At 71.9% G+C, this 24,186-nt stretch carries 14 protein-coding genes; 5 read left to right on the forward strand and 9 right to left on the reverse strand.

Features of this window, described 5'->3' with window-relative positions; translation table 11 throughout:
• Window positions 1-62: 62 nt before the first annotated feature.
• Together CFP65_RS04455 and CFP65_RS04460 are read left to right on the forward strand one after the other, a co-directional pair.
• The gene (locus tag CFP65_RS04455; RefSeq protein WP_104814845.1) at window positions 63-419 is read left to right on the forward strand and encodes a PadR family transcriptional regulator; all 357 of its coding nucleotides are present in this window, start codon (window positions 63-65) and stop codon (window positions 417-419) included.
• Complete coding sequence (locus CFP65_RS04460; RefSeq protein ID WP_104814846.1) at window positions 416-1,420, forward strand: hypothetical protein; 1,005 nt, start codon at window positions 416-418, stop codon at window positions 1,418-1,420. Before CFP65_RS04455 ends, CFP65_RS04460 begins: the two co-directional genes overlap by 4 nt.
• 18 nt (window positions 1,421-1,438) lie before the next feature.
• On the opposite strand, the gene CFP65_RS40510 is transcribed toward CFP65_RS04460, so the two are convergent.
• From CFP65_RS40510 to CFP65_RS04475, 4 genes are all read right to left on the reverse strand, one after another.
• Window positions 1,439-1,855 (reverse strand): carboxylesterase family protein, encoded by a 417-nt coding sequence (locus CFP65_RS40510; RefSeq protein WP_254552223.1) that lies wholly within the window; start codon window positions 1,853-1,855, stop codon window positions 1,439-1,441.
• A complete protein-coding gene (locus CFP65_RS04465) occupies window positions 1,849-2,976 on the reverse strand; it encodes a carboxylesterase/lipase family protein (RefSeq protein ID WP_254552224.1) in 1,128 nt (375 codons plus the stop codon). The genes CFP65_RS40510 and CFP65_RS04465 overlap by 7 nt, the downstream gene beginning before the upstream one ends.
• A 145-nt stretch (window positions 2,977-3,121) precedes the next feature.
• Window positions 3,122-5,710 (reverse strand): collagenase, encoded by a 2,589-nt coding sequence (locus CFP65_RS04470; RefSeq protein WP_104814847.1) that lies wholly within the window; start codon window positions 5,708-5,710, stop codon window positions 3,122-3,124.
• A 187-nt stretch (window positions 5,711-5,897) separates the two neighbouring features.
• Window positions 5,898-6,857, reverse strand: coding sequence for a LysR family transcriptional regulator (locus tag CFP65_RS04475; protein WP_104814848.1), 960 nt, complete (start codon window positions 6,855-6,857; stop codon window positions 5,898-5,900).
• A gap of 174 nt (window positions 6,858-7,031) precedes the next feature.
• Between CFP65_RS04475 and CFP65_RS38695 the strand changes: the two genes are divergently transcribed.
• The 3 genes from CFP65_RS38695 to CFP65_RS04485 are packed head-to-tail and all read left to right on the forward strand — an operon-like array spanning window position 7,032 to window position 8,393.
• Window positions 7,032-7,379, forward strand: a complete 348-nt coding sequence (locus CFP65_RS38695) for a hypothetical protein (RefSeq protein WP_158702028.1) — start codon at window positions 7,032-7,034, stop codon at window positions 7,377-7,379.
• Between the two features lie 22 nt (window positions 7,380-7,401).
• Complete coding sequence (locus CFP65_RS04480) at window positions 7,402-7,788, forward strand: PadR family transcriptional regulator (RefSeq protein ID WP_254552225.1); 387 nt, start codon at window positions 7,402-7,404, stop codon at window positions 7,786-7,788.
• Window positions 7,785-8,393, forward strand: coding sequence for a hypothetical protein (locus CFP65_RS04485; protein ID WP_104814850.1), 609 nt, complete (start codon window positions 7,785-7,787; stop codon window positions 8,391-8,393). Before CFP65_RS04480 ends, CFP65_RS04485 begins: the two co-directional genes overlap by 4 nt.
• 203 nt (window positions 8,394-8,596) lie before the next feature.
• Here the strand turns inward: CFP65_RS04485 and CFP65_RS04490 are convergent, their stop codons facing one another.
• From CFP65_RS04490 to CFP65_RS04510, 5 genes are all read right to left on the reverse strand, one after another.
• Window positions 8,597-9,655 carry a LuxR C-terminal-related transcriptional regulator gene (locus CFP65_RS04490; protein WP_104814851.1) on the reverse strand — a complete coding sequence of 353 codons (1,059 nt, stop codon included), beginning with the start codon at window positions 9,653-9,655 and terminating at the stop codon, window positions 8,597-8,599.
• A gap of 7 nt (window positions 9,656-9,662) precedes the next feature.
• Window positions 9,663-10,238, reverse strand: coding sequence for a hypothetical protein (locus CFP65_RS04495; protein WP_158702029.1), 576 nt, complete (start codon window positions 10,236-10,238; stop codon window positions 9,663-9,665).
• A 110-nt stretch (window positions 10,239-10,348) separates the two neighbouring features.
• Entirely contained in the window at window positions 10,349-15,973 is a 5,625-nt protein-coding gene (locus CFP65_RS04500; protein WP_104814853.1) for an RHS repeat-associated core domain-containing protein, read from the reverse strand.
• A gap of 93 nt (window positions 15,974-16,066) precedes the next feature.
• Window positions 16,067-22,798 carry a LamG domain-containing protein gene (locus CFP65_RS04505; RefSeq protein ID WP_158702030.1) on the reverse strand — a complete coding sequence of 2,244 codons (6,732 nt, stop codon included), beginning with the start codon at window positions 22,796-22,798 and terminating at the stop codon, window positions 16,067-16,069.
• Window positions 22,799-23,370: 572 nt separating this feature from the next.
• Window positions 23,371-24,171, reverse strand: a complete 801-nt coding sequence (locus tag CFP65_RS04510; RefSeq protein ID WP_104814855.1) for a hypothetical protein — start codon at window positions 24,169-24,171, stop codon at window positions 23,371-23,373.
• Between the last annotated feature and the right edge of the window lie 15 nt (window positions 24,172-24,186).

The following is a 24,186-nucleotide window of genomic DNA, read 5'->3' on the forward strand; positions in this document are numbered from 1 at the left end:
GATCATGCCGATGTGCCGAAACCGCTCGACATCATATGCCGGTGATCGATATATGTAGTCGTATGAAGGAACGGACGATGCAGGAGCCGACGCTGCTGCTGCTGACCGCCCTGGCCGACGCACCGCGCCACGGGTATGCGTTGATCCAGGAGGTCGCCGCGATCTCCGGCGGCCGGGTGCGGTTACGGACAGGGACGCTCTACGGGGCCTTGGACCGCCTGCTCGGGCAGGGGTTGATCCGGGTCGAGAGCGAAGAGATCGTCGACGGGCGGGCCCGCCGGACGTACGCGCTCCACGGGGGTGGGCGCGAGGTCCTGGCGGCCGAGGCGGAGCGGTTGAGCACTCTCGCCGAGGAGGCCCGCCGACGGCTTGCCCTCGCCAGCAAGACTCCCAACTGGCATACGGGGTACGCCTCATGAGCATCGCCCAGCAGAATGTACCCGGCCTCGGCCTGCGCACGGCGCTGCGCCTGCACCCCACCGCCTACCGCCGCGAACGCGGCCCGGAGCTGGCCGGGGTCTACGCCGACATCACCGCCGAGGCCGGGCGCTGGGCCGCCGTCCGCGAGCTGTCCGACTTGGCCGGCCACGGCCTACGACTGCGGCTGCGCCTCGACTCCGGCCGGACGCTTGCCCAACTCGCCGCCCTGGTGGCGACCTTCGCGGCCTGCGCGGCGGCCTCCGGCGATCTGGTGTTCTTCCTGGTCCGGCTGTACCGCATCCACCAGTACCACGAGCCGTTCAGCGGGTTGTGGCCGATCGGCCGGTACTCCCGACTGCTGCTCGCCTACTGGATCGACCAGGCCACCCTGCTGGTGTCGGTGGCTGCCGCCGTCGCAGCCGTCCTCGGCCGCTGGACGCTCACCCGCCTCCTCGCGCCACTCGGCCCGCTGACCGCACTGGCCAGTGTGATCGCCCAACTGCCGTACAACCCGGGCTGGACCGACGGCGAGTGGGTGCACATGACCGGTCTGACCCTGGTGGATCAAGCGCCCCGGACCCTCTGGGTGCTGCTCCTGCTCGCCGCCCCGCGCGACCTGCTCGGGCCCGCCACCCGAACCCGCCACTGGACGGCCCTGGCCGGGCTGTTCGTCGGCGGCGGGCTGCTCACCGCCGCCCTCGACACCTCGCCGATCCCCTCGATCGCCTTCAACGTGATCAGCCCCTATCTGGCGGTGGCGGTCGGCGGTGCCGAACTGGCGCTGATCGCGGTCAGCCCGACTGCCCTGGCCAGGGGCTACCGCTGGCCGGCCGCAGCCGCACTGGCCGGCTGCCCGATCGCCTTCCTCGCCCTCCTGCGCATGCTCCGTCACCCATGGCCGGACGGCCTCGCCCTGCTGGTGCTGATCGCGGCCCTGGCCGTCCCCCTCGCCCGCCGCCGCGCCACCCCGAAGCTCCCCGGCGACGGCAGCACGGCCTGACGGTCCGTCAACTCGCCGTCAGCCGAAGTCCACACCCTCCCAGAGCTTGCGTTCGGCGGCGCGGGGGTCGGCCACCAGGCCGGTCTCCGCGCCGCCCTCGTGGCCGAAGACCAGCACGCTCCGGTCCTCCGCGCCGTACGGCACCCCGCCGGGCAGCTCGCCGGTGCGGGCGAACTCGACCCAGCGGCGGTGCAGTTCGGCGGCGAGGGAGCGCGGCGGCTGCGGGCCGGTGAGGCGGAGGCAGTCGGGGTTGTCCAAGGTGTCCCAGACGAAGGGCAGTTCGATGCTGTGCGCGGCGCCGAGCGGCAGACCGGCCTCGTTCGGGGCGATCGGGCTGTGCCAGCCGAACTCGTAGACGTAGCTGGGGGCGGCGGCCTCCGCCCGGGCCTCGGCGACCCGGTAGGACGGCACGCGGAACAGACGGTCGGTCAGCACGGCCGCCGCGACCTCGGCCGGGGCCGCCGGGGGTAGGCCGGGGTGCCGCCGGCCGCGTAGGAGCCGTAGCAGCCCTCGGGTGCGCCGTAGGCCGTGGCCCGCTCGATCAGCGGCTCGGGGACGGGGAGTTGGGCCACCGGGGAGGGCATCAGGAAGAGCCGGTACTCCTCCGTCGTGGTGCCGATCAGCAGCGGTTTGTCGCCGCCCGCGCCGGCCCGGATGGCCTCGATCGGGCGCTGGGTGAGCAGCTCGCCGTCCACCACCGGCAGGAAGGCCATGCCGCAGGAGGCGATGGTGCTCGGGCCGTACTTGGCCGGGTCGGCGCCGCCGGCGACCTCCTCGGCCACCTCGTCCTGCCTGGCCACCACCTCCTCCGGAGCGCAGGAGGCAAAGCCCGCCAGGTCGAAGCTCACGCCCAGGCGGCGGGCCACCTCGGCGGAGACCAGGGCGGCGTCCTCGACGGTCTGGGCGATCTCGGCGCTGCCGCTCTGCGCGATCGCCCGGTGGAAGAGGTCGGTGCCGGTGGAGAGCAGGGTCAGCACGCTCATCGCCCCGGCGGACTGGCCGAAGAGCGTCACGTTCGCCGGGTCACCGCCGAAGGCGGCGATGTTCTCCCGGACCCACTCCAGGGCGAAGAGCTGGTCGAGCAAGCCCCGGTTGGCGGGCACCGGAGCGTCCGGTACATAGCCGAAACCCTCCATTCCCAACCGGTAGTTGAGGCTCACGCAGACCACGCCGTCGCGGGCGAAGGCGGCGCCGTCGTAACAGGAGACGGCCGAGGAGCCGGTCACGAAGGCTCCGCCGTGCAGCCAGACCAGCACCGGCAGTGGCGCGGCCCCGGCCTCCTCCGGCGTCCAGACGTTGAGGTTGAGGCAGGCCCGGCCCGGCACCACCGGGTCGGGGAACAGCTCACCGAACCGGCCCTTCATCCTCGGCTTGGGCGCCGTCGGCCCGAAGGACTCGGCTGCGAGCGGGGTGGTCCACGGCTCGGGCGGCACCGGCGCGGCGAACCGCAGCGGCCCGAACGGCGTTGCCGCGTAAGGGATGCCGAGGTAGCGCAGCACTCCGTCGGCCGCCACCCCGGTCACCGGACCGTACGCCGTCCGCACCGCACCGCTCATCTCGACCGCTCCTCCGACCCAGGTGTGCACCGATCCTCCGAGCCCGATCCGTTCCCTCGCACGAAGGTCCGGAAACGGGGACGGCCCCCGGAGCCGGAGCTCCGGGGGCCGCCTCGACCGTCGGTCGGGGGATCAGAACGAGGGATCAGAACTGGGTGCTGATCGTCACGCCGCTGAAGTCGGTCTTGGCGAAGAGGCTGATGTAGCGGTAGCCGGCCGTCGGGTTGGTGACGGTGATGCTCTGGGTGGTGCCGGTCGCCGTGGAGGAGGCGGTGAAGGCGCTCGGGGAGGCCCAGGTGCTGTCGTTGTAGTACAGGTACGCGGTGCCGGTGCCGCCGGAGGCGTTGACCTTCAGCGTGGTGGTGCCGGCCGGCAGGTAGACGTACATGTAGTCCGAGTTGCCCGCGGTGGCCGCGCGGCCGGTGCGCTGGCAGTTCTGGCCCAGCGCGTCGGTGCGGGTGTCGAGGCAGGTCGGCAGGGTCGTCCCGGCGCCGACGGTCACAGTGACCGAGGTCGGGGTCGAGGCCGATCGGCCGGTGTTGTCGGTCACGGTCAGGGCGACGGTGTAGGTGCCGGCCTTGGCGTAGCTGTGGCTCGGGTTCTGCTGGTCCGAGGCGGAGCCGTCACCGAAGGTCCAGTGCCAGCCGGTGATCTGGCCGCCGCCGGTCTGCACCGAGGTGTCGGTCAGGGAGACGGTCGCGCCGTTCACGCTCTGGGTGAAGAAGGCGGTCGGTCCGGCCGCGAGGCAGGCGCCGTTCGCACAGGCGGTCAGCCAGGCGTCGAAGTCGGCGTCGTACGCGGTGCCGACCGAGTTGTAGACGTTGTACCCGCCCTGGAAGTCACCGGTCCGGAAGTGGCCGAGCATGGAGTAGACGTCCTGCGGGTGCTTCTCGAACATGTAGCGGACGGCCATGTAGCCCCACGGGTAGACCCGGGTGGAGTCGGAGTTGCCGTAGGTGTTCTGGAAGATGGTGCTGAGCTTGTAGGTGTGCTTGGCCGCCTCGCCCATCGCCTGGGTGTCGGTCAGGCCGCGGTAGGCGTAGGACTCGTACTCGGCCACGCCCTCGACCCACCAGATGTCCGGGACGGCCATCGTGGCGCCGAAGTTGCCCTTCATGTCGTAGATGCCGTCGAGGTAGTGGGTGTACTCGTGGTTGAGGTTCCACACGTTCGCCGGGAAGCTGTCGTTCCACGACTTCTGGTACATCACGCAGACGGGCTGGTTGTTCGGGTCCGTCGGGTCCATGACGGTCTGGCCGCCGTTGTCCGTCGAGTTGTTGAAGATCGCCCAGGAGTACGTGAGGTAGTCGGCGTTGTTCGAGAAGATGCCCATGGTGAGCGTCTTGCCGTACGGGTTGACCGCGCCGCGGTCCTTCACCAGGTTGTGGAAGAAGGTGTCCTCGCCGCGCAGGCTGGTGCAGACGGCGGCCAGGTCGGCGGCCGAGAGCGACTCGGTGAGCAGGGTGCGGTTGTCGCAGACCAGCTGGTTCGGCAGCACCGCGGCGGTGAGCTTGGCCGGCAGGTTGCAGGTGTTGAGGTACGAGCAGGAGCCGCCGTCGTAGTAGTTGGCCTGGAAGGCCGCGTGCACGTACAGCGGGCCGGTCAGGCCGACGATCGGGGTGGTGTCCAGCAGGCCCTTGAGCACCGGCTTGACGATCGCCTCGACGGCGGCGCCGTCACCGGCCATCCGGCCGAGCGAGTTGCCCGCGTTGCTGTCCAGGGCGGCGCTGCCGCCGCTCAGCAGGTCGGTGTGGTTCTTCGCGAAGTTGCCGATCGAGGTGACGATGGCGGGGTTCGCGGCGACCGCGCTGACGAAGGCCGGGTTCCAGTTGCCGCGCCAGAGCGGGGTGGCCAGGACGGAGTTGACCGCCTTGACCATCTTCGGGTACGCCAGGTACGAGTTGTTGAAGGTGTCCAGCACCTGCTTGTACTCGCCCAGGTAGCTGCCCTGCAGGTTGGCGCTGTCGGTGAGGATCTGCACCTCGGAGAGCACGACGCCGTTGTTGTCGTTGACGTCCGTCCAGTGCGCGCTCGCGAAGAACGCGTCCAGCGCGGCCTTGGCGGCGCTGGTCACCGAGGAGTCGTAATTGCCCACGGCGGCGGCGTTGTTGGACTGCACGTACCAGCCGGCCCGCTGGAACATCACCAGCTGGAGGATGCTGGTGGAGTTGTCACCGGTGTAGTTGGCCGCCATGTCCTGGAAGGCCTTGGTCACGGTGAGCAGCTGGGACTGCTTGAAGATGTTTCCCGCGTCCGTGCCCGTGACGTTGTACAGGGTGTTCATGCAGTCGGTGGTCGAGCCCTCGACGAAGGCGACCAGGGCGGCCCCGCTGCGGCTGCCGAAGTCGGCGGCGGTGCAGCTCTGCGCGGCGGCGGCCGCGACGGCGTTGCCCGCCACCGCGTTCTGCTGCCGGGTCTTGGGCTGCGGGGTGGTCGGCGGGTGGTAGGCGCGCTGCTCGGTCTGGAGCACCGTGCCGCCGACCTGGGCCACGGCGGCCTGGCTCAGCTCGGCACCGGTGCGCGGCTTGGCGACGGCGGCGGTCTCGTCGGCGGCCGGGGCCGCGACCTCCGGGCCGGCGGGCTTCGGAGCGGCGGGGGCGGCAGCCTTGGCCGTCGCCTTCAGGGTCGTACCGGCCGGGGCGGCGATCGCCTGGACCGGCAGGAGGGTGGCTGCGGCAGCACAACACGCGGCGACGCTCGCCGTCAGTGTGGGCAGGGGTATGCGAAGACGCACGGCGTGGTCCTTCGGACGTGGGGGGAGGCTGACTGGGTATCAGCGGGAGGTGGGGGTGGATACGTGAGCGATCCTGCCACCAGTCACCCTGTCAGAACAATGTCACAGGTCATATGACATGACCGCGCGACGGCATAACACGGTTGCGCAAGCCATAACCGCTGGTGGCGAAGGCCCCAAGAGTGCGCTAAGGCCGGGCGGCGCGGTAGGTGCGGGCGGCCCAGTCGCGGAAGTGCGGGGAGCCGCCGACCAGATCGCGGTAGGCGGCGGTGGCGGCGCCGAACAGGGTCTCGACCAGGTCGGCCGTGAGCGCCGAGCTGCGCCAGGCGAGCAGGTGCCGCACCCAGATCGGCGTCCCGATCAGCGGTTTGACCACCACGTCGCCCATCGGCCGGGTGGTCGCCTGCACCACGGCGATGCCCAGGCCCGCCGCGATCAGCTCCTGGAGCTCCAGCCGCCCGCCCAGGAATTCGTGCACCGCGCTCGGGGTGAACCCGGCCGCCGCGCAGGCGCCGTAGAAGACGCCGTGCCAGCCGGCGCCGTCGTCGGGCGTGAGGAACCAGGCCTCGTCGGCGAGGTCGGCCAGGGCGATCTCGGTGCGGTGGCGCAGGTGGTGATTGGCCGGCAGCGCGACGAAGGTGGGCTCGGTGACGATGCCCCGGTGCGAGACGGCCCGCGAGTGGCGCAGCTCGCGGCCGGGGTAGTCCACCGCGAGCGCGGCGTCCACGTCGTCGCGCTCCAGCAGCTCGACCAGGTCGGAGCAGCGGTAGACGGTGCTGACGGCGAAGCCGAGCTCGGGCTGCTGGTGCCGGGCCCGGGTGACCAGGCCGGGCAGGATCGGCGAGATGGTGGCCGCCAGCCGCAGCTCGCGCCGCCCGCGCACGGCCTGCTCCTCCGGCCGCCGGCCGAGGCTGTCGGCCCGGGCCAGCAGGTCACGGGCGGCCGAGAGCACCTCGGCCCCGAAGCAGGTGGGCGCGACGCCGGTGGCCGTCCGCTCGAACAGCGGCGCGCCGAGGTGGCGTTCGATCCGGCGCAGCTGGGTGCTGGTGGCCGGCTGCGAGGCCCCGAGCAGCACGGCCGCCCGCCCCACGCTCCCGGCGTCGGCGATCGCGCAGAGCACCCGCAGGTGCCGCAGCTCCAGCTCCATGGACCCTCCCTAGCCCCAGCGGTCCCGCCTCCCCGACCGGCGGTGGCGGATGACGACCTCCGGTATGCAATGGCACACATGACATGTCAGGCTGCTTACCTTCGCCGCCGAAAATGGCCACGTCAAGCCCCGTTCGCGCTTCGATGCGCCCCTGGAACCTCCCTTGAACTTCTCTTGCCTTTCTCCCAGCACAAAGGGCCGCACCCTCGCCTGCGGGAGGGTGCGGCCCTTCGGTCCTGGCCGGCCGTCAAGAACCCCAAGGCCAAGGCCGCCGCCAAGCAGCTCGGCGAGGTCTACCAGCAGCTGGCCGACAGCGCGAAGCACAACCAGACCCCGGACACCAAGTCCCTCCCCGGCAAGGTCCAGACGGCGGTCACCGCCCTGAGCCAGTGCGCGGCTACCGAGTGGCTGCCCACCCTCAGCCCAGGACCCGGTCGCCCGGCGCGGCCGAGTCCCTTCGCGCACCCGACCCGACCTGCGCACGTCCATGACTCTCTGGACGAACCTTGCGCCGCATGCTAGCTTGCGATGCATGGTACCTGGCATGACCGACCCCGAGGGTCCCGCGGCGCCGCCCGAGAGCGCCGCCGCGACTCAGCTGCGCAAGGGCGTCCTCGAGTACTGCGTACTGGCCCTGCTCCAGGACGGGCCGCGGTACGGGGTGGAGCTGCTGGAGGAGCTGGGCCGGTTCCCGATGCTGGCCACCAGTCAGGGCACCATCTACCCGCTGCTCTCCCGGCTGCGCCGCTCCGGTCTGGCCGAGACCTTCCTCCGGGATTCGGCCAGCGGGCCGTCCCGCCGCTACTACACGCTCACCGAGGCGGGCCGCACCGCCCTCGCCGAGTTCGCCACGCTCTGGCCCGCGTTCCGCACGGCCGTCGACCACCTCCTGACCCCAGGAGCCACCGCCGCCCCAGGAGGCACCCCGTGACCAGCTCCACCGACCACCCGCTCGTCCGCGAGTACCTCGACGCCGTCGGCCGGCACACCGCCGCGCTCCCGGCCGAGCGCCGCCGCGAGCTCCTCGCCGACCTCGGCGAGCACCTGGAGGTCTCGCTGGCCGAGCGCCTCACCGGCACCCACCCGGCCGCTGACGAGGCCACCGTCCGTCAGGTGCTCGACCGACTGGGCGCCCCGCAGCGGGTGGCCGCCGCCGCGCTGGAGGAGGCGGGCGTCGCCCGCACCGAACCGGAGGCCCCCGGCCGCACCCGGCTCACCCTGCTGCTGGCCGCGCTCCCCCTGCCCCTGCTCCTGGTGCCCGCTCTCGGCCCGCTGCTGGCGCTGGCCGCCGCGGCCGTGGCCCTCCTGCGGATCTGGAAGTCACCGCAGTGGACCACCGGGCAGAAGCGGCAGGCTACCCTGCTCCTCGTCTCCCCGGCAGCCGTGCTGCCGACCAGCGCCGTGGCCCTCTCCCTGGTCTCCTCGCACGGCCTGACCCCGGTCGCCGTCCTGGCCGCCTGCCTGGTCAGCATCCCGCTGCCGGTGCTCGCCATTCGCCGGCTCGCCAGCACCGCAGCCCACCTGCGCACCGCCTGAACCGGCCGGGGTTCACCGGTGCACCAAGGGCAGCTTGGCCGACAGTTGATGACGTTCCGCGCCCCGGCCTGAGCGGACGCAGCGGCGGCCGGAGGACCGAGCCTGGTGTCCCTCACCCGATCGCCTGCCGGGCCACCTCTGGTGGCCTGACCTCCTGCTCGAACAACTCGGAAGGAGTCCTGAGAGAGCCGGCACGCCTCCGCTCAGACCCGCAGGTTCAGCTCCTCTCGCAGGGTCGGCAGCTGGCTGCCGAGCAGGACGCCCAGCTGGAAGCGGTTCTCAGCACCGTAGCGGTCCATCAGGGAACGCAGTGTGTAGCCGATCGTACGCAGGCTGATGCCGAGAGCGTCCGCAACGGCGGCGTCCGACCGGCCTGCGGTCATCAGCACGACGATCTGGTACTCCCGGTCCGTCAACTCCATGTCCGGCAGAGGATCCGCGCCCGCTTCGGCCGCTGCGCTCTCCTCGCTGCCCAGCGACCAAGTCCGCTCGTACAGCTGCACGAGCGCGGCCACCAGCTCCGGGTCGCCGATCTCCAGTGCGCCTGCGGCCGGCTCCAACGGGTCGATGGGCAGCAGTGCCACCGCTCGGTCGAAGATCTGCATCTTGATCGGCAGCCGGTCGGTGAGCCGACACTTGGCGCCGTGTGCCAGGAGGTCGTGGTTGTGCTGATCCGGAAGCCCCGACATGGTCGACGTCACACCGAGTACCTTGACCGCGACTCCGCGTGCGAGCAGCGCGAGGTCACCGGGTGCGGCGGCGGCGAGCACCGCGGCGTCGATGTACGGCACCGGGTTCATCGACAGGTGCTCGCGCCGCTCCAGTCCGCTGAGCTCGTCGATCCGCCGGACTACTGCCGCCCGCCCGTAGAGCGCGCGGGCCGCACCACGCCGGGTCGGGTCCGCCGGCGACAGTGTGATGCCGCCGAGGACCGCCGCGTGGCCACGTGCCAGCTCGACCGGGTCCACCAACCGACGCTTGCGCAGCCGCAGTTCGGCGACCACCTGCTCGACTGGTCTGGCCGTCCAGCGCTCCGCCGGACGCGGCCCGGCTCGGCCCGACCGGACGACCGTGTCCGTGCCCCAGAGCTCCTCCAACGCATGCTCCGTCCGGCGCCGGGTGAGCGAGAGCTCGCGCGCGACGGCGGGTGCTGTCCGTGCGCCGAACAGCACGAGGTGACGGTAGACCAGGTCGGCGTCAGCCGAGAGGTCCCAGCCGCGCAGAGCGGCTGGGACCGGTACGTCCGGGGAGTGCTGGGACATCGGCCCGTTACCAGCAGGTGGCGCAGTTCTGCGTGTTGACTCCGTTGTCACCCGGCTTGGTGCCCCGCGGCGGCGGGGAGCCTGAGCCGGTGGGCCACGATGGAAGAACGACACCCCCGGTGACCGGCACGGCCGCCCCGCCTCTGCCGTCGGAAGCGACGGTCAGTGACACGCAGCCGGCCGAGTACCCCTTCGAGGGAAGGAAGCAGAGGCCCACTGTCCCCGGGCTCAGCGTCATCGCCGTGTCGAAGTCAAAAGCCCCCGGGTATCCCCAGCCGATGTCACCGGTCTCCACCCACTGGCCCTGGGAGTTGGCGGAGAAGCCGACGATCTCCGTGCTGTCGGTGTCTGCCGGCGCCGGGCAGAAGCGGCCGGTCGGCTTGGCATGGGTGGTCACCGTCGCCGCCCCCGGGCCGGTCGGCGTCACGCTGGTGATCGAGGCGTCCCACTCGGAGCAGTCGAGGTACGTCCGCCACGATTCGCTCGCCCGGGCGTCGGTCGTCCCTGCCCCCGCCACCAGTACCGCAGCGACGGCTGCCCCCAGCGGCCGCCAGAGCCGGCCCACGGAATTCCCGATCCGCATGTGTTTCTCCCCCCGGAGCTTCGTGCGCAGCAACTGCGCGATGGTAATACAGAGGATCAAATGGAGTACAGCCAGATGATCATAGGATTGTGGGCGGTCAACGCGCGGGGTCAGACGGCGCAGAGCCCACCTCCACGGTTGCAGAGTCGTCCGTCGCCCGTGGTGTAGGGATGGGAGACGGGTGGCGGGACGGGGTCCTGCTGCGGCCGTTCGTAGACCGTGCGGGAGTCGGCCGGCTTACTGCCTCTCACATCGCGCATCAGCTCGGGGGACACCTTGGCTATGGTCCTGTCCGGCGCCCGCAGGTAGTCGGCGCCGTCGGCCCCGCAGAGCAGTGTGTACCCGGTCGGAACGAATTCCGGAGCCACATGGTCCGGGCAGTTACCGGACGGGTACTTGACGCTGTCACAGTTCGGCCCCGGGACCCCTCCCGCGACTCCGGCTGCGGTCGACACCCGGTCGAGGGCATCCTCCGCCACCTTCGCACCACTGACCACCCGGCTGACGGCGCTCACGCCCTTGACCACAGCGCCCATGCCCGGGGCGAGCACCGAAGCGCCGAGGGAGATCGCGTCGAGGACGAAGCCCGCGTTGTTGTGATGCTTCGCGGAGTCGACCATGTCCTCCGCCGTGAGGATCATGCTGCCGACCCCGAGGACGGCACCGACGAACAGCACTGCCGGGGCGGACGCGCACACCGCGATGGCCAACGCGGCCACCCCGAGCACTGCCGAGACCGCCGACTTGTGGTCCTGGATCCAGTTGCCCGCCGCCTTGCCGGCGTCGCCGATGGCAGTGACCGTGTTCGTGAGCCACTTCCACCACTCGCCGCTCGGGTCGGACCGGGTCACCGGGTCGTTACCGCTGTACGCGTACGCGTTCAGCTGCTGCGGGTCGGTCGGGTCCAGCAGCGGGTCCACGGACAGGAACCGCCCCGCCGCCGCGTCGTACTCCCGCGCTCCGAGGTGGATCAGGCCCGACGAGGGGTCGACTGTCCCACCCACGAACCCGGTCGTCGCCGGGAATGCGGCGTCGCCATCCCCGCGCACCACCCCGAACGGGTCCTGGCGACGGCGCACGACGGTCATGGTGGCCGGGTTGACCGCGATCATTGCCGTCCCCTGGTGGTCCGAGGCCAGCCAGGTCGCTCCCGCCCCGGTGCGCACGGCGACGACCGCGCCGCCGTGGCGGTAGGAGCGGGTGCCCGTCACGGCACCGCTGGTGCGGTCGAGGCGGAGCTCCTCCCCCGGCAGGTAGAGCGTGGAGCCCGCCGGGTCGTGGCTGATCAGGCGCGAGCCGTCGGCGCCGTAGACGTAGCCGGTGCGGGCGGTGCCCGCGGTGATCGTGGCGAGGCGGCCCTCGGCGTCCCAAGCGAGCTGCTGGGCGGGACCGCCGGCCGGGTCGGGACGGGTGACGGTGTTGCCCGCCTGGTCGTACCGGTAGGCGGCGCCGCTCGGGGTGACCGAGGTCAGGGCGTGCGGTTGCGGCGCGCCGGCGGCCGGGTAGCTGAAGGTCCGCGTGGTGTCGCCGGCCAGGGTGTGCCGGGTGTCGGTCAGCCGGTTGCCGGTGCGGTCGTAGCCGTAGGACTGCCAGTACGGTGCCGGGCCGCCGAGCGAGGCGGCGGACGGCGCGCCGGAGCAGTCCCCGTTCCCGGGCGTCCAGGCGTCGGTGAGGCGCTGGAGGTGGTCATGGCCGAAGCACTGGGTGTCGGCGCTCTGGCCGAGCGGGGTGTCCGAGATCGAGGTGATCGTGCCGACCGGATCGTAGGTGTACCGGCTGTCCGCCTGCATCGGATGGGCGACCTCGGCGTCGACCACCGAGCGGACGGGCCGCCTGGTGGTGTCGTCGTAGAAGTCGGTGACCCAGGCCCGGTGGCCGGTGTCGCCCAGCTGAAGCCGCGACTGCTCGCCGTAGCGGGTGTACTGGGTGTCCGTCACATAGTCGATGGTCGAGCCGGTCGGACCGCCGAAGGTGAGCAGCGGGTGGCCGAGGTCGTCGTAGGTGTGCGAGACGGTCTCCTCGAAGAGGTCACCGGCGCCCGGGTAGACCTCGCCTGCGAGGCTGCCGTCCGGGTTGTAGCGGGCCTGGGCCACGTAGGAGCCGGCCAGCGCGCCCTCGGCCGCCGGGATGTCGACCTCGCTCTTGATGACCTGGTAGCTCTTGTTGTAGCCGAGGATCTTGGTGGTGTACGGGTTGCCGTCCTGGTAGCGGGTGGCACTCGCCGCCCTGCCCTTGCCGTTCGGGACGGTGTCGTAACTCCAGTCGGCGAGCTTGCTGCCGCCGACCGGCCCGGCGTACTCGGCGGTGGTCCGCCCGAGCGCGTCGTAGCTGTAGCTGAGGGTGCTCCCCCGTGCGTCGACGGTGCTGAGCAGCTGCCCGGCCGCGTCGTAGGCGAGGGTGGTGGTGCCCTTGTCGGGGTCGGCGCTGCGGATCTGCCGGCCCATCAGGTCGTAGTCGTAGCTCCAGGTGTTTCCCGCCGGGTCGGTCAGCCCGGCCAGCCGGCCCGCGGGCGTGTAGCGGTAGGTGGTCGCGTCGTAGTCACCGCCGATGGCGTGGGACCGGTACTGCCGCAGTTCGGTGGTCCGGCCGCGCGCGTCGTACAGGGTCGTGCCGGCCACGCCCCCGTCGGGCGGCAGCACACTGGTCCGGTCGCCCTCGTAGCCGGTGGTGGTGCGCCACTTCTCGGTGCCGCCGCCGAGGACGACCGTGGCCGTAGGCCGGCCCGCGCCGTCGTAGGCGGTCTGGGTGAGCATGGGGATCGCGGTGTCGGCGGCCGACCAGAGCGCGGTGTCCACCGCGCCGTCGTTGGCGTAGGGCTGCGTCTCCCGGAAGACCCGCCCGTGCGAGTCGTACCGGGTGTCCACGAGCAGCCGCCCTCCCCCGGGAGCGGGCGCCTGAGTCTGCCGCTTGCGGTACAGGCCGTCGTACACCGTGGTGCTGGTGACGTAGGTGCCGTTGGGGCCGAGGGCGTCGGTCCTGACCGAACTCGGCCGGTCGTTGGCGGTCAGGTAGCCGAACCGCGCGTTGCCCGACTGGCCGGCAGCCCGCGACCGGTTCGGCAGCCAGAGCTCGGTGGCCCGGCCGAGCCCGTCGTAACTCGTCTCCGTGACACGGCCGTTGGGGTCGGTCACGGTGAGCGGCTGGCCGAAGGCCGGGTCCAGCGTGGTGACGGTGGCGAAGCCGGCCGGGTCGGTGACCGTGGTACCCGTGGCCGGTCCACCGCCGGCCGGAGCGTAGGCGGTGCTGGTGGCCCGGCCCAGCGCGTCCGCGCTGCGCACGGTGCGCCCGTAGCCGTCGTACCCCGCCGTGCCGCTGACGACATAGTCCGGTCCGGCGGCCGGATGCCGGGCGAGCACCTCGGTGGTGGTGGCGTCGCCCGCGCTCGGGGCGGCACCGAAGGTCTGGCCGTCGTACCAGGTGCGGGTGTCGGAGACCGCTTGGTCGGGATAGACCGGTGTACTGGAGCAGTCGGTGGCCACGGTCTCGACCCGGGCGGGCCGGTCGAGCAGCCAGGCGGCGGTGTTGACGGCGTAAGCAGTGCGGGTGCAGCGGGCCTGGCTGTGGTCGGCGAGGTCGCCGTGATCGTCGACCTGGACGGGAAGGCCGTGGCCGTCGTACACCGTGTCGGTCTCGGTGATCCGTGTGCCGCCGCCGCTCAGCGCGGTGTAGCTCTTGGTGGTGCCGGTGCGCACCAGGTAGGCGCTGAGGGTGTCGCGGGTCGCGGTCGGCCCCTGGACGGTGGGCCAGGACAGGGTCTTGGTGACCACTGGGCCCGACTCGCCGTTGTAGGTGGCCTGTTCGACCGGCTGGCCGGTCAGCCAGTCCTCGTCGGTCCGCGCACCGCCCTCGGAGTCGGTGACGTCCACCTTCCGGACGCCGCTCGGCAGGTGGTCGCCGTTCATCCCCCGGTAGAAGCGGTACTCCGTCAGCCCGACCGGCCCTGACGGATCGCCGGCGGTGCCGACGTGCACTCGGACCCGGCCGAAGCCGCGGAACTCGTTCCAGGTCTTCGTGTCCGGCCGACCGGATCCGCCGGTGTCGAAGTGCCAGGCGGCACCGTCCAGGTACTCGTAGCGGGTGACCTGCTCGGCGCCGGTGGCGATCCGGTCGGCGGTGCTGACGGAGTCGACCACGTACTTGTGGAAGAAGTCGGTGCGCGCCGGGGAGCCGGGGGCGGACCAGCGCACCGGGAAGCAGCGGCGGGTGTTGCTCTCCGGTGCGGGCAGCTGGTCCGCCGTGCAGTCCGGCGGCGCGTAGCTGATCGAGGTGACCCCGCCCGCCTCGGAGACGACGGCGGTGACACGGTAGCGGTTGAGCGGCGCGTAGCCGTCCGGTGACCAGACCCGGTTGGGGAGTTGAGTCCCCTCGAACGCGACCTCGGGCAAGGTGGCCGGCGAGCCACCCGAGAGGCCGGTGTGCGTGATGCCCTTGAGCCAGAGTGCGGCCTTGCCACCGTCCCCCGGGTCCGGGTACTGCTGGTCCAGGGACCAGGTGTCCACATCGGCGTAGCCCGAGCCGCGCAGTACCTGGGTGGTGACCTTGTCCAGCCGCTTGCTGGACCAGAAGGTCGGCGAGTGGTGCTGCCGGCATCCGGCCGGGTCGCAGAGGCTGTCCCAGGGGACGTCCGGCCAGTTGTCCCGGTGGTCGGAGGTGCAGGTGCTGCCGGGGACGCACCGGTCGGCCGTGGTGAAGAGCACCCGGCCGGCGGGCCGGCCGCCGTCGAGGCCGTCGTGCAGTCCGTAGTCGATCCGGGCCAGGGTGCCACCGCGGGTGTAGCCGACCGGTGCGTCCTTCAGGTTGAGTCCGTAACTTCCGGTCTCCGCCGTGTAGGTGTAGAGCATCGTGTTGCCGTGGCGGTCGATGACCGCGTCGAGGTTCCAGCGCCACGGCTGGCTGCACCACGAGCTGTCCCAGGTGGCGCCGTGGCACGGTTCGCCGCTGTTGCGCCCGAAGACAGGGACGCTCCAGGTGGCGGTGGAGTCCGTGCGCGAACCGAACAGGTACTGGGTGCCGTCGACCGTGGTGATCCGCCAGTAGTCGGCACCGGCCGGCTCGGCGACGTGCTCGACCCGGGCGCCGTTGTCGGGCTTGGCGTGCCAGCCGGTGCTCGGGTCCTTCACCAGTGGTCCGGATCCGCCGGGGAAGGAGACGGCGGCGTTCTCGCTCTGCCAGCACAGGTCGCCGGTCTTGTGCCCGGCCGGGTCGGCGGCGTCGGCGGTGTCGGCGCAGGGGCTGTAGTCGCGTTGGACGTAGCCGGCCGAGAGGTCCCACCCGTCACCGACCCAGCTCGGCTGGTTGTTGGTCGCCGAGGTGCGGCCGTCGAGCCGGCCGGAGGAGTAGCTCAACGCGAGGCTGGGCTGCAGGCCGCCGGGGGCCGGCGGCACCCGCAGCGGGTAGGACCAGGTGAAGTCGCCGGTCTGCTGGACCACGTCCCAGCTGGCGGTCGGCGCGAGCGGGGTGGCCTGCGCGCTGCCGCCGCCCGGCTGACCGGGGCCGGCCGGTGCGGGCTGGTCGCCGTGGAGGGAGCGCAGCGTTGCCTGATCCGGGATCCGGGGGCTCATGCCCTGCTGGGTGACGGGGACGGAGGCGGTGCTCTGCACCGGAACCGACGGCCCCGGGGAGTCCGCCCGGGCCGGGCCGGCCAGGCCCTGGACCAGGCCGAGGCCCAGGGCCAGCGGTAGCAGCAGGGATATCCCGCGCCTGGCGCGCGAGAGGGCCGAAGGTGCTGGTGGCACGCGCAACTCTCCTTGGAAAGGTCATGGTTGACGGTACGGTCGGCTGGAGCTGCCGGGCCGGCCGATCGCGGGCCGGCCCGGCAGCGGCGGTGATCAGACGTCGTTGAGCAGGTAACCCAGCTGCCTGTCCATCGTCTGGCCCTCACAGGTGGACTGGATCGAGTCCAGGTGGCTGTTGCCGAAGTCCTTCAGGACGCAGCGCCAGATCGGGTGGCTGGGCAGTCCGGCCGGAGCACTGGTCCAGAGGTAGCCCTGGATGCCCAGGTCGGTCGCCCCGGTGCTCTCGCAGCTCGGGTCCGTGGAGCTGAACACGTCCCCGCCCGTCGTGAGGCAGGAGTGGAGCGGCTGGGTGCCGGGAAGTTGGGTCAACGGCAGCGCGCCGGCCGGGCCTTCCCACGTCAGGCGGGGCGGCACACCGCCGATGCTGCTGCGGTGCTGCCACGTGGTCGGCTGCACGTAACGGGAGAGCATGGCGTAGGCGCGGACGAAGCCGAGGGTCAGCTCCTTGGCGCCGCCCTGGATCCCGTCGCAGTTGTCGTGGACGGAGTCCCAGTGGTCACCGTTGCCGCTGTTGTAGCAGCGGTACAGCGGCAGGCTGGGCTGGTCGGTGGGGGCGGTGACGTAGACGGAACCCAGAGCGCCGATCTTCTCGTAGCCGTCGCAGGTCGCCTGGTCCGAGGTGAATTCGCCGCCCTGGTACCGGCAGGAGTAGAGCATCCGGGTGTTCGGGGCACCGGCCGGCGCCGGCATGCCGAGAGCCGCATCGAAGCGGAAGCCGACCGGGATCGCGGTGGACTGCTGCCAGTGACCGCCGGTGTCGCCGGTGGTGTAGTGGCGGCCCGCACCGTCGACGTACCGGCCGAGCTGGCCACCCGCGGGAGCTGGGCCGGCCGCCTGCGCCGCGATGTCCGCGGTACCGCGCACGCCGGTCTGGACGGTGACGTCCGCGAGCTGACCGGCGAAGTAGTCGGTCGGTGCGCCACTGGCCTTGCCCCGGCCCACCGTCAGGTTTCCCGCGATCGGCGGCGCGACGACACCGTCCCGTTGACCGGCCAGGCGGCCGTTCACGTAGAGCCGCAACTGGCGCAGCGCATAGTCGTACTGCCCCACCAGGTAGGTCCAGCTGCCGGACTGCGGCGAGGCGTCGGATACCGCGCTGAGTCGGGCAGCGCCGTCGGCGTCCACGGCCGGGACGGTGAACGCCCAGCGGTCGGAGGAGGCTTGGTACTGCAAGGCGAACGCGGAGACCCGTGCGCCGTCCTGGGCCACGGCCGTGCCGGTGTGGTCCTTCTTCGCGAGGTTCACCCAGGACGAGACGGTGACGGAGTCGCTCAGCGAGGCCCCGGCCTGTCCGGTGCTCCCGGAGCCGGTGGCCCCGTCGAGCTGGAGCACGCCGCCCACCGGGCCTTGGCCGGTCAGCGCCGCGCCTGTCCGGCTGAGCGTCAGGTCGTCGTGCCGCCAGCTGGAATCCTTGGCGGTACTGCCGCCGGGGGCGTCGTCGAAGCGAAGGTCGACGCCGTCCGCAGCCGGCACATCGGCGTGCAGGGCGCGGACCTCGCCCTCGGTCAGCACCCGTCCGAAGACCCGGACTTCGTCGAGTGCCAGCCCGAAGAAGTCGCACCTGGTGCCGTTCCACTTGGCCCGGCCGATGGTCAGCGGACCAGCCCTGCCCGAGGGCACCGCGGGCGCGCTGACGCCGGACTGCACGGCGTCCAGCCGGCCGTTGACGTACAGCCGGACCTGATGGGCGGCCGCGTCGTAGCTGAACGCCAGGTGGGTCCATTCGTCATGGGCCGCCGGCGTGGCGGAGGTCACCACGACGCCCCCCGGGTTGTCGGCGTCCGAGCTCGGCAGCACCACGGCCCAGCGGCCACTGGGTGCGTTGTACTGCAGCAGGAAGGTGGACACCCGGTCTCCGTCCTGGGCGAGCATCGTCTGGTTGGCTCCCGCCGGGGCGGCGGTCCGGTAAGCCCAGAGCGCCCCGGAGAAGCTCTGGGTCGTGTCCAGCGCCGGGCGAGCCGTCTCCGCCCATCCGCTGCTGCCGTCGAGCTTGACACCCGACTGCTTTCGGCCGCCGATCCAGCTCGCACCCGCCTGCAGGGTAGCGGTGTTGCCCTTGCCCGAGGTGTCGGCCGCGGTTGTGCCCTGTCCTTCGTCGAAGGACCACCTGCCGTCCGGCGTCGGCAGCGCCTCGGGGGCGGCCTGCGCCGGGTAGGAGGCGTACAGGGTGGAGATCCGGTCCTTGTCCAGGGCTCCGGTGTACAGCCGGACGTCGGAGACCTTGCCCGGCCAGTACTGGGCGGACTGCCCGGACACCCTGGCCCGGCCGATCTCCAGCGGGCCCTGGGCGTTCCAGGCGTTGAGCAGGGTGCCGTCGCCGATCCGGGTGCCGTTGACGTACAGCCAGAGCTTCTTGCCTGCCTGGTCGTAGACGCCCACCAGGTGGACCCAGGTGTTGAGTTCGGTCTGCTTGGTGGAGACCGCGGCCTTGGTGACCTGGCCGCCGTCGCTCTCCGGCATGTCGAAGATCCAGGCGCCGAACGCGGCGTTGTCGGAGTCGACCAGGTGGCCGATCCGGAACTTCGCGCCGGTGCTGCCGTCCAGGCTCACCGCGGTGAGCTGGGCCGGGTCCAGGCCCTGAGGGTTCTTGGCGTTGAGGTACACCCAACTGGAGACGGTGAACGACTGGTCCGTGCGCAGGTCGACGCCCGTACTGGCAGCGGCCGCGTTCACTCCGTCGAGCAGGAGCGCGTTGCCGGTGCGCCCGGGGCCGAAGGCGGCAGCGCCGGTGAGGGTGGCCGGACGGCTGCCGGCCGCGTCGCCCGCGGTGCCCCCGGTGGTCTCGGTGAGGGGCCAGTCGTGCACCAGGTTCAGATCGCGGCCGGCCAAGGTGGCCACCTCGGCGGCGAACAGCGGCCGGGTATAGACCTTGGCACCGGCGATGGCACCGGGCCAGAAGTCCACCCCGGTGGCGTTCCACTGCCCGTGGCCGAGGTGCAGCTTGCCCGCCGAGGCGATCGTGGGCCCGGTCACCGCGACGGCGCCGGCCAGGGCCCCGTTGAGGTAGAGCTGGAGTTGTCCCTTGGCCGCGTCGTAGACGCCTGCCAGGTGGGTCCAGGTGTTCAGCGAGACCGGGCCGTCGGAGGTAGCGCAGGTCCAGGGCCCGTTGTCGGTGTCGGCGGTGGCCACGCAGAAGGCCCAGCGGTGGTCCGCGGTGGCTTCCAGGTTGAACCCGGCGATCTGGCCGGCGTCCTGGGCCATCACGGCCGGGTAGTTGGCCCAGTGGTCGAGTTTCGCCCAGGCCGAGACCCCGAAGCTCTTCGTGGTGTCGACCGTGTTGGGCACGTCGACTGCATCCTTGACGCCGTCCAGGCTGATGCCCGTCGCGGTGCTGCCGGTGCTGCCCGCCGGGCCGGGGACGTAGCCGGGGGCGCCGACCACTGTGCCGTTGCGGTGTCGGCCTGAGTCGTCCAGGGACGATCCGTTCAGCGGCCAGGAGCCCGCCGCCACGTTGTCACCGACCACCAGCGCCTGCACCTCCTCCGGGGCCAGCGCACGGGAGTAGGCCCGCACTTCGTCCACCGAGCCGGGCCACCAGTCGACGTTGCCGGCCGTGGTGCGGGCCCGACCGATGACGAGCGGACCTCCCGCGTTCCAGGCCGCCCCCGGGGTCACGTTGCCGACACCGGCCTGCCGACCGTTGACGTAGACGTATGCCTTGCCGGCGGGTGCGTCGTAGACGCCGGTGACGTGAGTCCAGATTCCTGGGGTCGCGGGATAGGCGGTGCCCGAGATCGGGGCCGCGATCGTGCTGGTGCCGGCCGCGTTGACCATCATGAACATCCACTGGCCGTCGCGCTGCTGGAGATAGAACCCGCTCGCGTTGGCGTCGTCCTGGGACAGCGCGGTGATCGCTCCGCCCGGGCCCGCGAGCCGGTCGGGCTTGAGCCAGGCCGAGACGGTGAAGCTGCCTCCGGTACGAAGCACGCCGGAGGCGGAGGCCGCTTGGCCGGTCTTCCCGTCGAGGTGCAGGGCACTGCCCACCGCACCGTCGGCGGTGAACGAGGCGCCGTCCGTCAGCACCACCGCCTGGCCGCCTGGTGCCGCGTTGCTCGCGGTGCTGCCGCTGCCCTCGTCGAAGCTCCACCGGCCGACCTGGACGTTGTCCGCGGCGACCAGCGAGGCCACTGCCGCGTCCGAGAGCGCCCGGTCGTACACCTTGACCTCGTCGATGGCACCGGGGAAGAAGTCGACGGGGCGCCCGGCGAACCGGGCCCGACCGATGTCCAACTGGCCGCTCGACAGCCAGCTTCCGCTCACCGGCGCCGTGCTGACAATTCGTCCGTTGACGTACAGCCGAACCTGTCCCACGCCCGCGTCGTAGACACCCGTCAGGTGGGTCCAGGCCTGCGCCTGGGCGGTGTTGTCGCCGGACTGCGCGACGGCGATCGCCCCGGTGCCGTCCTGCTTGCCCAGCACCATCGCCCAGCCGGAGCCGCGCTGGCCGAGGTAGAAAGCCGAGGCGGGGCCGCTGTCCTCCTGAGCGACGGCGGTCAGGGCCTCCCCGGCGGCGGCCGGCCGGTCCGGGTTCACCCATGCCGAGACCGAATAGCTCCGGTCGGTACGGACTGTGTGCGGCGCGGTCAGGTACCCGGTGGTGTCATCGAGATGCACCGCCGCGCCGACCGCGCCGGGCCGCCAGCTCACCGTGCCGTGCGCGGTGGCGTCCCGGCTTCCGAGATACGCCGTGTCCTTGCCGTTTCCGTTCAGTGGCCACTGCGCCAATGGACCGTTACCGGACCGGACATAGACGTGGTAGGCGGTGGTCCTGCTCTGGTGACCCGAGCGGTTGACGCTGCGGACGTACAGATCGCGCGGCCCGTCGCCGGTCGGCGCCAGGACGGCACTCGCGCCACCGCCGAGCGCGACCGCGTCCACCTGGGTGGTCGGCGGATCGGACCAGCCGTACAGGTAGTGGTCGATGTCGCCGACACCGGCGGGGCCGAAGCTGAAGGTGTCCGGGATGCCCGGGCCACCGTGCCAGTCGTTGTCCGGGGTGTAGAGCGAGCCGCTCACGGTCGGTGGGGCAGCCACCTCGTGCCGCTCCACACGGAAGGCCGGACCACCCGCCCAGTCGCTGTCGAGCCGGCCGTCGTTGGACTTGACGGACCAGCTCACCTGCTGCCCGTCGTATCCGTCCAGCCCGAGGACGTGATCACGCACTCCCTGGGCACCGGCGCCGTCGCCGGGCTGGGTGGTACCGGAGCTGCTCCCGGTGACGCTCCAGGTCGGTGCCACCTGGTCGCCGCCGTCGGGGTCGGAGAGGTTTGCCCGCAGGGTGATCGCCTGAGCGCCGTACCAGGACACGCCGCCGCACCAGCGGCACGGCGCGGGCAGTGGCGGGTCGGTGGCCAGGCCGTTCGGGCTGTTCGGCTTGTGGTTGTAACTGACCCGCAGGGTGACCTGGTTCTCGTCGAACTTCTTCCAGAGGTTGCCGTTGTCCTCGTCACCGGCCGCCAGCAGGATCGACACGAAGTGGTCGCCGCGCGCGATCCGGTCGGTGACCAGGCCGAGTACGTTGATGCCGGACCGGTTGTCACCGCCGCAACCCGGTCGGCCACCGGAGTTGACCCAGGTCGAACTCATCGGCCAGTAGGTGTTCTTGTCACCGGGCAGGCTGTCCATGACGGTGCCGCCGTCGATCCACGGCGCCTGCCGGGCCTCCAGCGAACTGGCCGCACAGGACGAGGCCCAGGTGTTGACGATGTTCTCCAGATTGGCATCCGTCACCTGGGCGCCGAAGAGGTCCTGCGGCAGGTCGAACTGGACCAGGGACCGGGAGACCCCACTGTCGCCGTATATCCGGCCGACGAACATCCGCTGGCCGGCCGGGGCGAGGAAGTCCATGCCCTGGCCGTTCCAGTGCGAGGCGGTGGCGCCGGTCTGCACCATGGTCCAGCCGTTGCGGGGCGCGGCGAGATCAGGGTCGATCACCACCGGGTAGCGGGTACCGGGGGCGTCCAGCAGCGCGCGATCCGGTGTCAGGGTGATGGCGCCGCCGTGCAGTTCGACGCCGACCTTGGCCTCATGCAGCGGTGCCGGCCGGGAGTCCTGCTCATCCGCCGGGGCCTGCTCCCGCGGCACCCGGCCGACCGGACCGACAGGAGGACGCGGCGCATCCCACATGGTCGGCGCAGCGGCGGCCAGCACGGTGCGGCCCTGGCCGTCCACGGCCCGGATCGCGCCGGTGCGGTCGGCGGTCAGCGACAGGCCGTCGGCCTGGACCGGGAAGGCCAGCCGGTCGAGCTGCGGGTTGGCGGCGGCCTCACGGGACTTCACCACCAGGTCATGGTGGAAGCCGTCCAGATCGGCGTGCACCCGCAGGTCGACGCCGGGCAGCACCTCGGCGTAGGTCGCGGTGTCACCCGCAAGCACAGGCGTCGGCAGGGGGTGCGGCCAGCCGAGCGTGATCATATGACCGTCCGTGCCGTACCGCACCAGCGGTGCGGTACCGCCTCCGGAGATGGTCAGGCCGCCCAGCGTGGCGCGCGGTGTGACACTACCGTCCGCGCGCCGCTCCAGAGTCGGATCCGGCACCGTCCACACCCCGTTGTTGCGCACCCGGCGGGGCACCAGGGAGGATTCGACCGTATAGCCGCCGCCCGGCTCGGCGAAGACCTGGCGGCGCTCGGTGCGCTGGTCGAGGATCTCGACCCTACTGTGCTGGCGCCGGGCCGCCGCCTTCGCCGACGCACTGTCACCAGCCTCGGTGATGTGGGCCGCCGCCATGGTCGCGCCTGCGAGTGCGGCACTCGCTGGCGGCACCGCCAGCAGTGTCGCCAGCAACGCCACCACGGCGAGCACTGCTCCCGGCCCTCCCCTCCGGCTCACTCGACGTACTCGTGCTCTGCTCGTACCCACCGCTGCGCGCTCCCAGCTCTCAGACATGCTTTCAGGTCGTCGTGAGCCCTCGCCGCGCCGGCTGCGGCTCACCACGGCTCCCCTGCACGCGGAAGGTAGCGAGGCACGGCCGCCGATCGGCAGGGGCGGAAACGCGCTTGCCGAAATCGGCAATGTGCTCGGCCGTACCTGGACGGACGGACAAGTCGATGCAGGCGCAGCACGCCGGTCGGGCAGGTGACCGCCATCGACCTCAACGGGCGCGCGGCCTCGACAGACGCAGCCTCACACGTTGACTCTGCCGGGGATCGCGAAGGACAGGGCTCAAGTTCCGGGAGTCCGCAGGGCTTCGGTCGGGCGATGTCGTGCTCGTCCAGGAGGCTCTGGTAGGCGGGCGGAGGTCTCGGCGGCAGGGGTCCCTCACTGACGGGTCGACCGCTGGGCCGTTGGATGTCGACGGCGATGGCTGTGCGTACGTGTCGTCCGTGGGCTTTCGGTCAGCCTCGGTAGCGGCGGTGGCGCATGCCGTGTCTGCGGGTGAGCGCGTTGAGGGTGCCCTCGATGCCGGAGCGGATCGCATGGCGGGCCTGCCAGCCCGGCGCCTGCTGCTCGGCGCGGACACGGATCTGCAGGTCGCGGAGTTCTCTCGGGGAAGCCCACGTTCCGGGCGTCACTGAAGCCGGTGCAGCGGGGGCGGTCCGGACACGCGGTGACAGTGCTGCCCGAGCACCTGCCGTAGGGCCTCGGCCCGCGGTCCGGGCCAGTAGGCCGGTGCGTGACAGCACGCTGAGCCCGGGGTCCTGCTCGACGTGAAAGATGTTGAGGGCGAGCCTCTGCGCGGTGCCCGCCTTCATCCGGGTGGAGCCGGTGATCACCTCGGGCCCGGTGGCGAGCAGCACGTGCAGGTCGGCGCGGGCGGCCGCCGGCGCGGCCGGGCCGCCCGAGAGCAGGGCGGCGGCGAGCGCGCCGAGGACGGACGGGGTGCGGCCGCTGGCGGTGACGCCGATGACCAGGTCGCCGACGACCGGCCGGTCGGGGTCGGCCGGGTCCGGGGCGGCGTCCTCGGCCTGCTCGGTGGCCGCCGGGCCGCCCGCCTGGTGGGCGAGCACGGTCTGCGGACCGACGCCGTAGGTCGGGCCGAGTTCCAGGGCGTCGCCGAGGGCGATCCGCCCGCCGGCGCCCGCCGTAGTAGTGCACCCGGCCGAGAAGGCGTACGGGGTGGCCCGGGTGGTCAGGGCCAGCCGCAGGTAGCGGCCGCTGCCGTGCAGGCCGGTGAGGTATTCGACAGCCGGCGGCACCCTCGCACTCGGCCG

Source organism: Kitasatospora sp. MMS16-BH015 (assembly GCF_002943525.1).
Lineage (GTDB): Bacteria > Actinomycetota > Actinomycetes > Streptomycetales > Streptomycetaceae > Kitasatospora.

Excerpts from the sequence above, each read along its gene's own strand:
- CFP65_RS04475 (WP_104814848.1), bottom strand. The coding sequence starts at position 6,857 with ATGGAGCTGGAGCTGCGGCACCTGCGGGTGCTCTGCGCGATCGCCGAC.
- CFP65_RS04495 (WP_158702029.1), bottom strand. The coding sequence starts at position 10,238 with ATGCGGATCGGGAATTCCGTGGGCCGGCTCTGGCGGCCGCTGGGGGCA.
- CFP65_RS04480 (WP_254552225.1), top strand. The coding sequence starts at position 7,402 with ATGACCGACCCCGAGGGTCCCGCGGCGCCGCCCGAGAGCGCCGCCGCG.
- CFP65_RS04460 (WP_104814846.1), top strand. The coding sequence starts at position 416 with ATGAGCATCGCCCAGCAGAATGTACCCGGCCTCGGCCTGCGCACGGCG.
- CFP65_RS04465 (WP_254552224.1), bottom strand. The coding sequence starts at position 2,976 with ATGAGCGGTGCGGTGCGGACGGCGTACGGTCCGGTGACCGGGGTGGCG.
- CFP65_RS04455 (WP_104814845.1), top strand. The coding sequence starts at position 63 with ATGAAGGAACGGACGATGCAGGAGCCGACGCTGCTGCTGCTGACCGCC.
- CFP65_RS04490 (WP_104814851.1), bottom strand. The coding sequence starts at position 9,655 with ATGTCCCAGCACTCCCCGGACGTACCGGTCCCAGCCGCTCTGCGCGGC.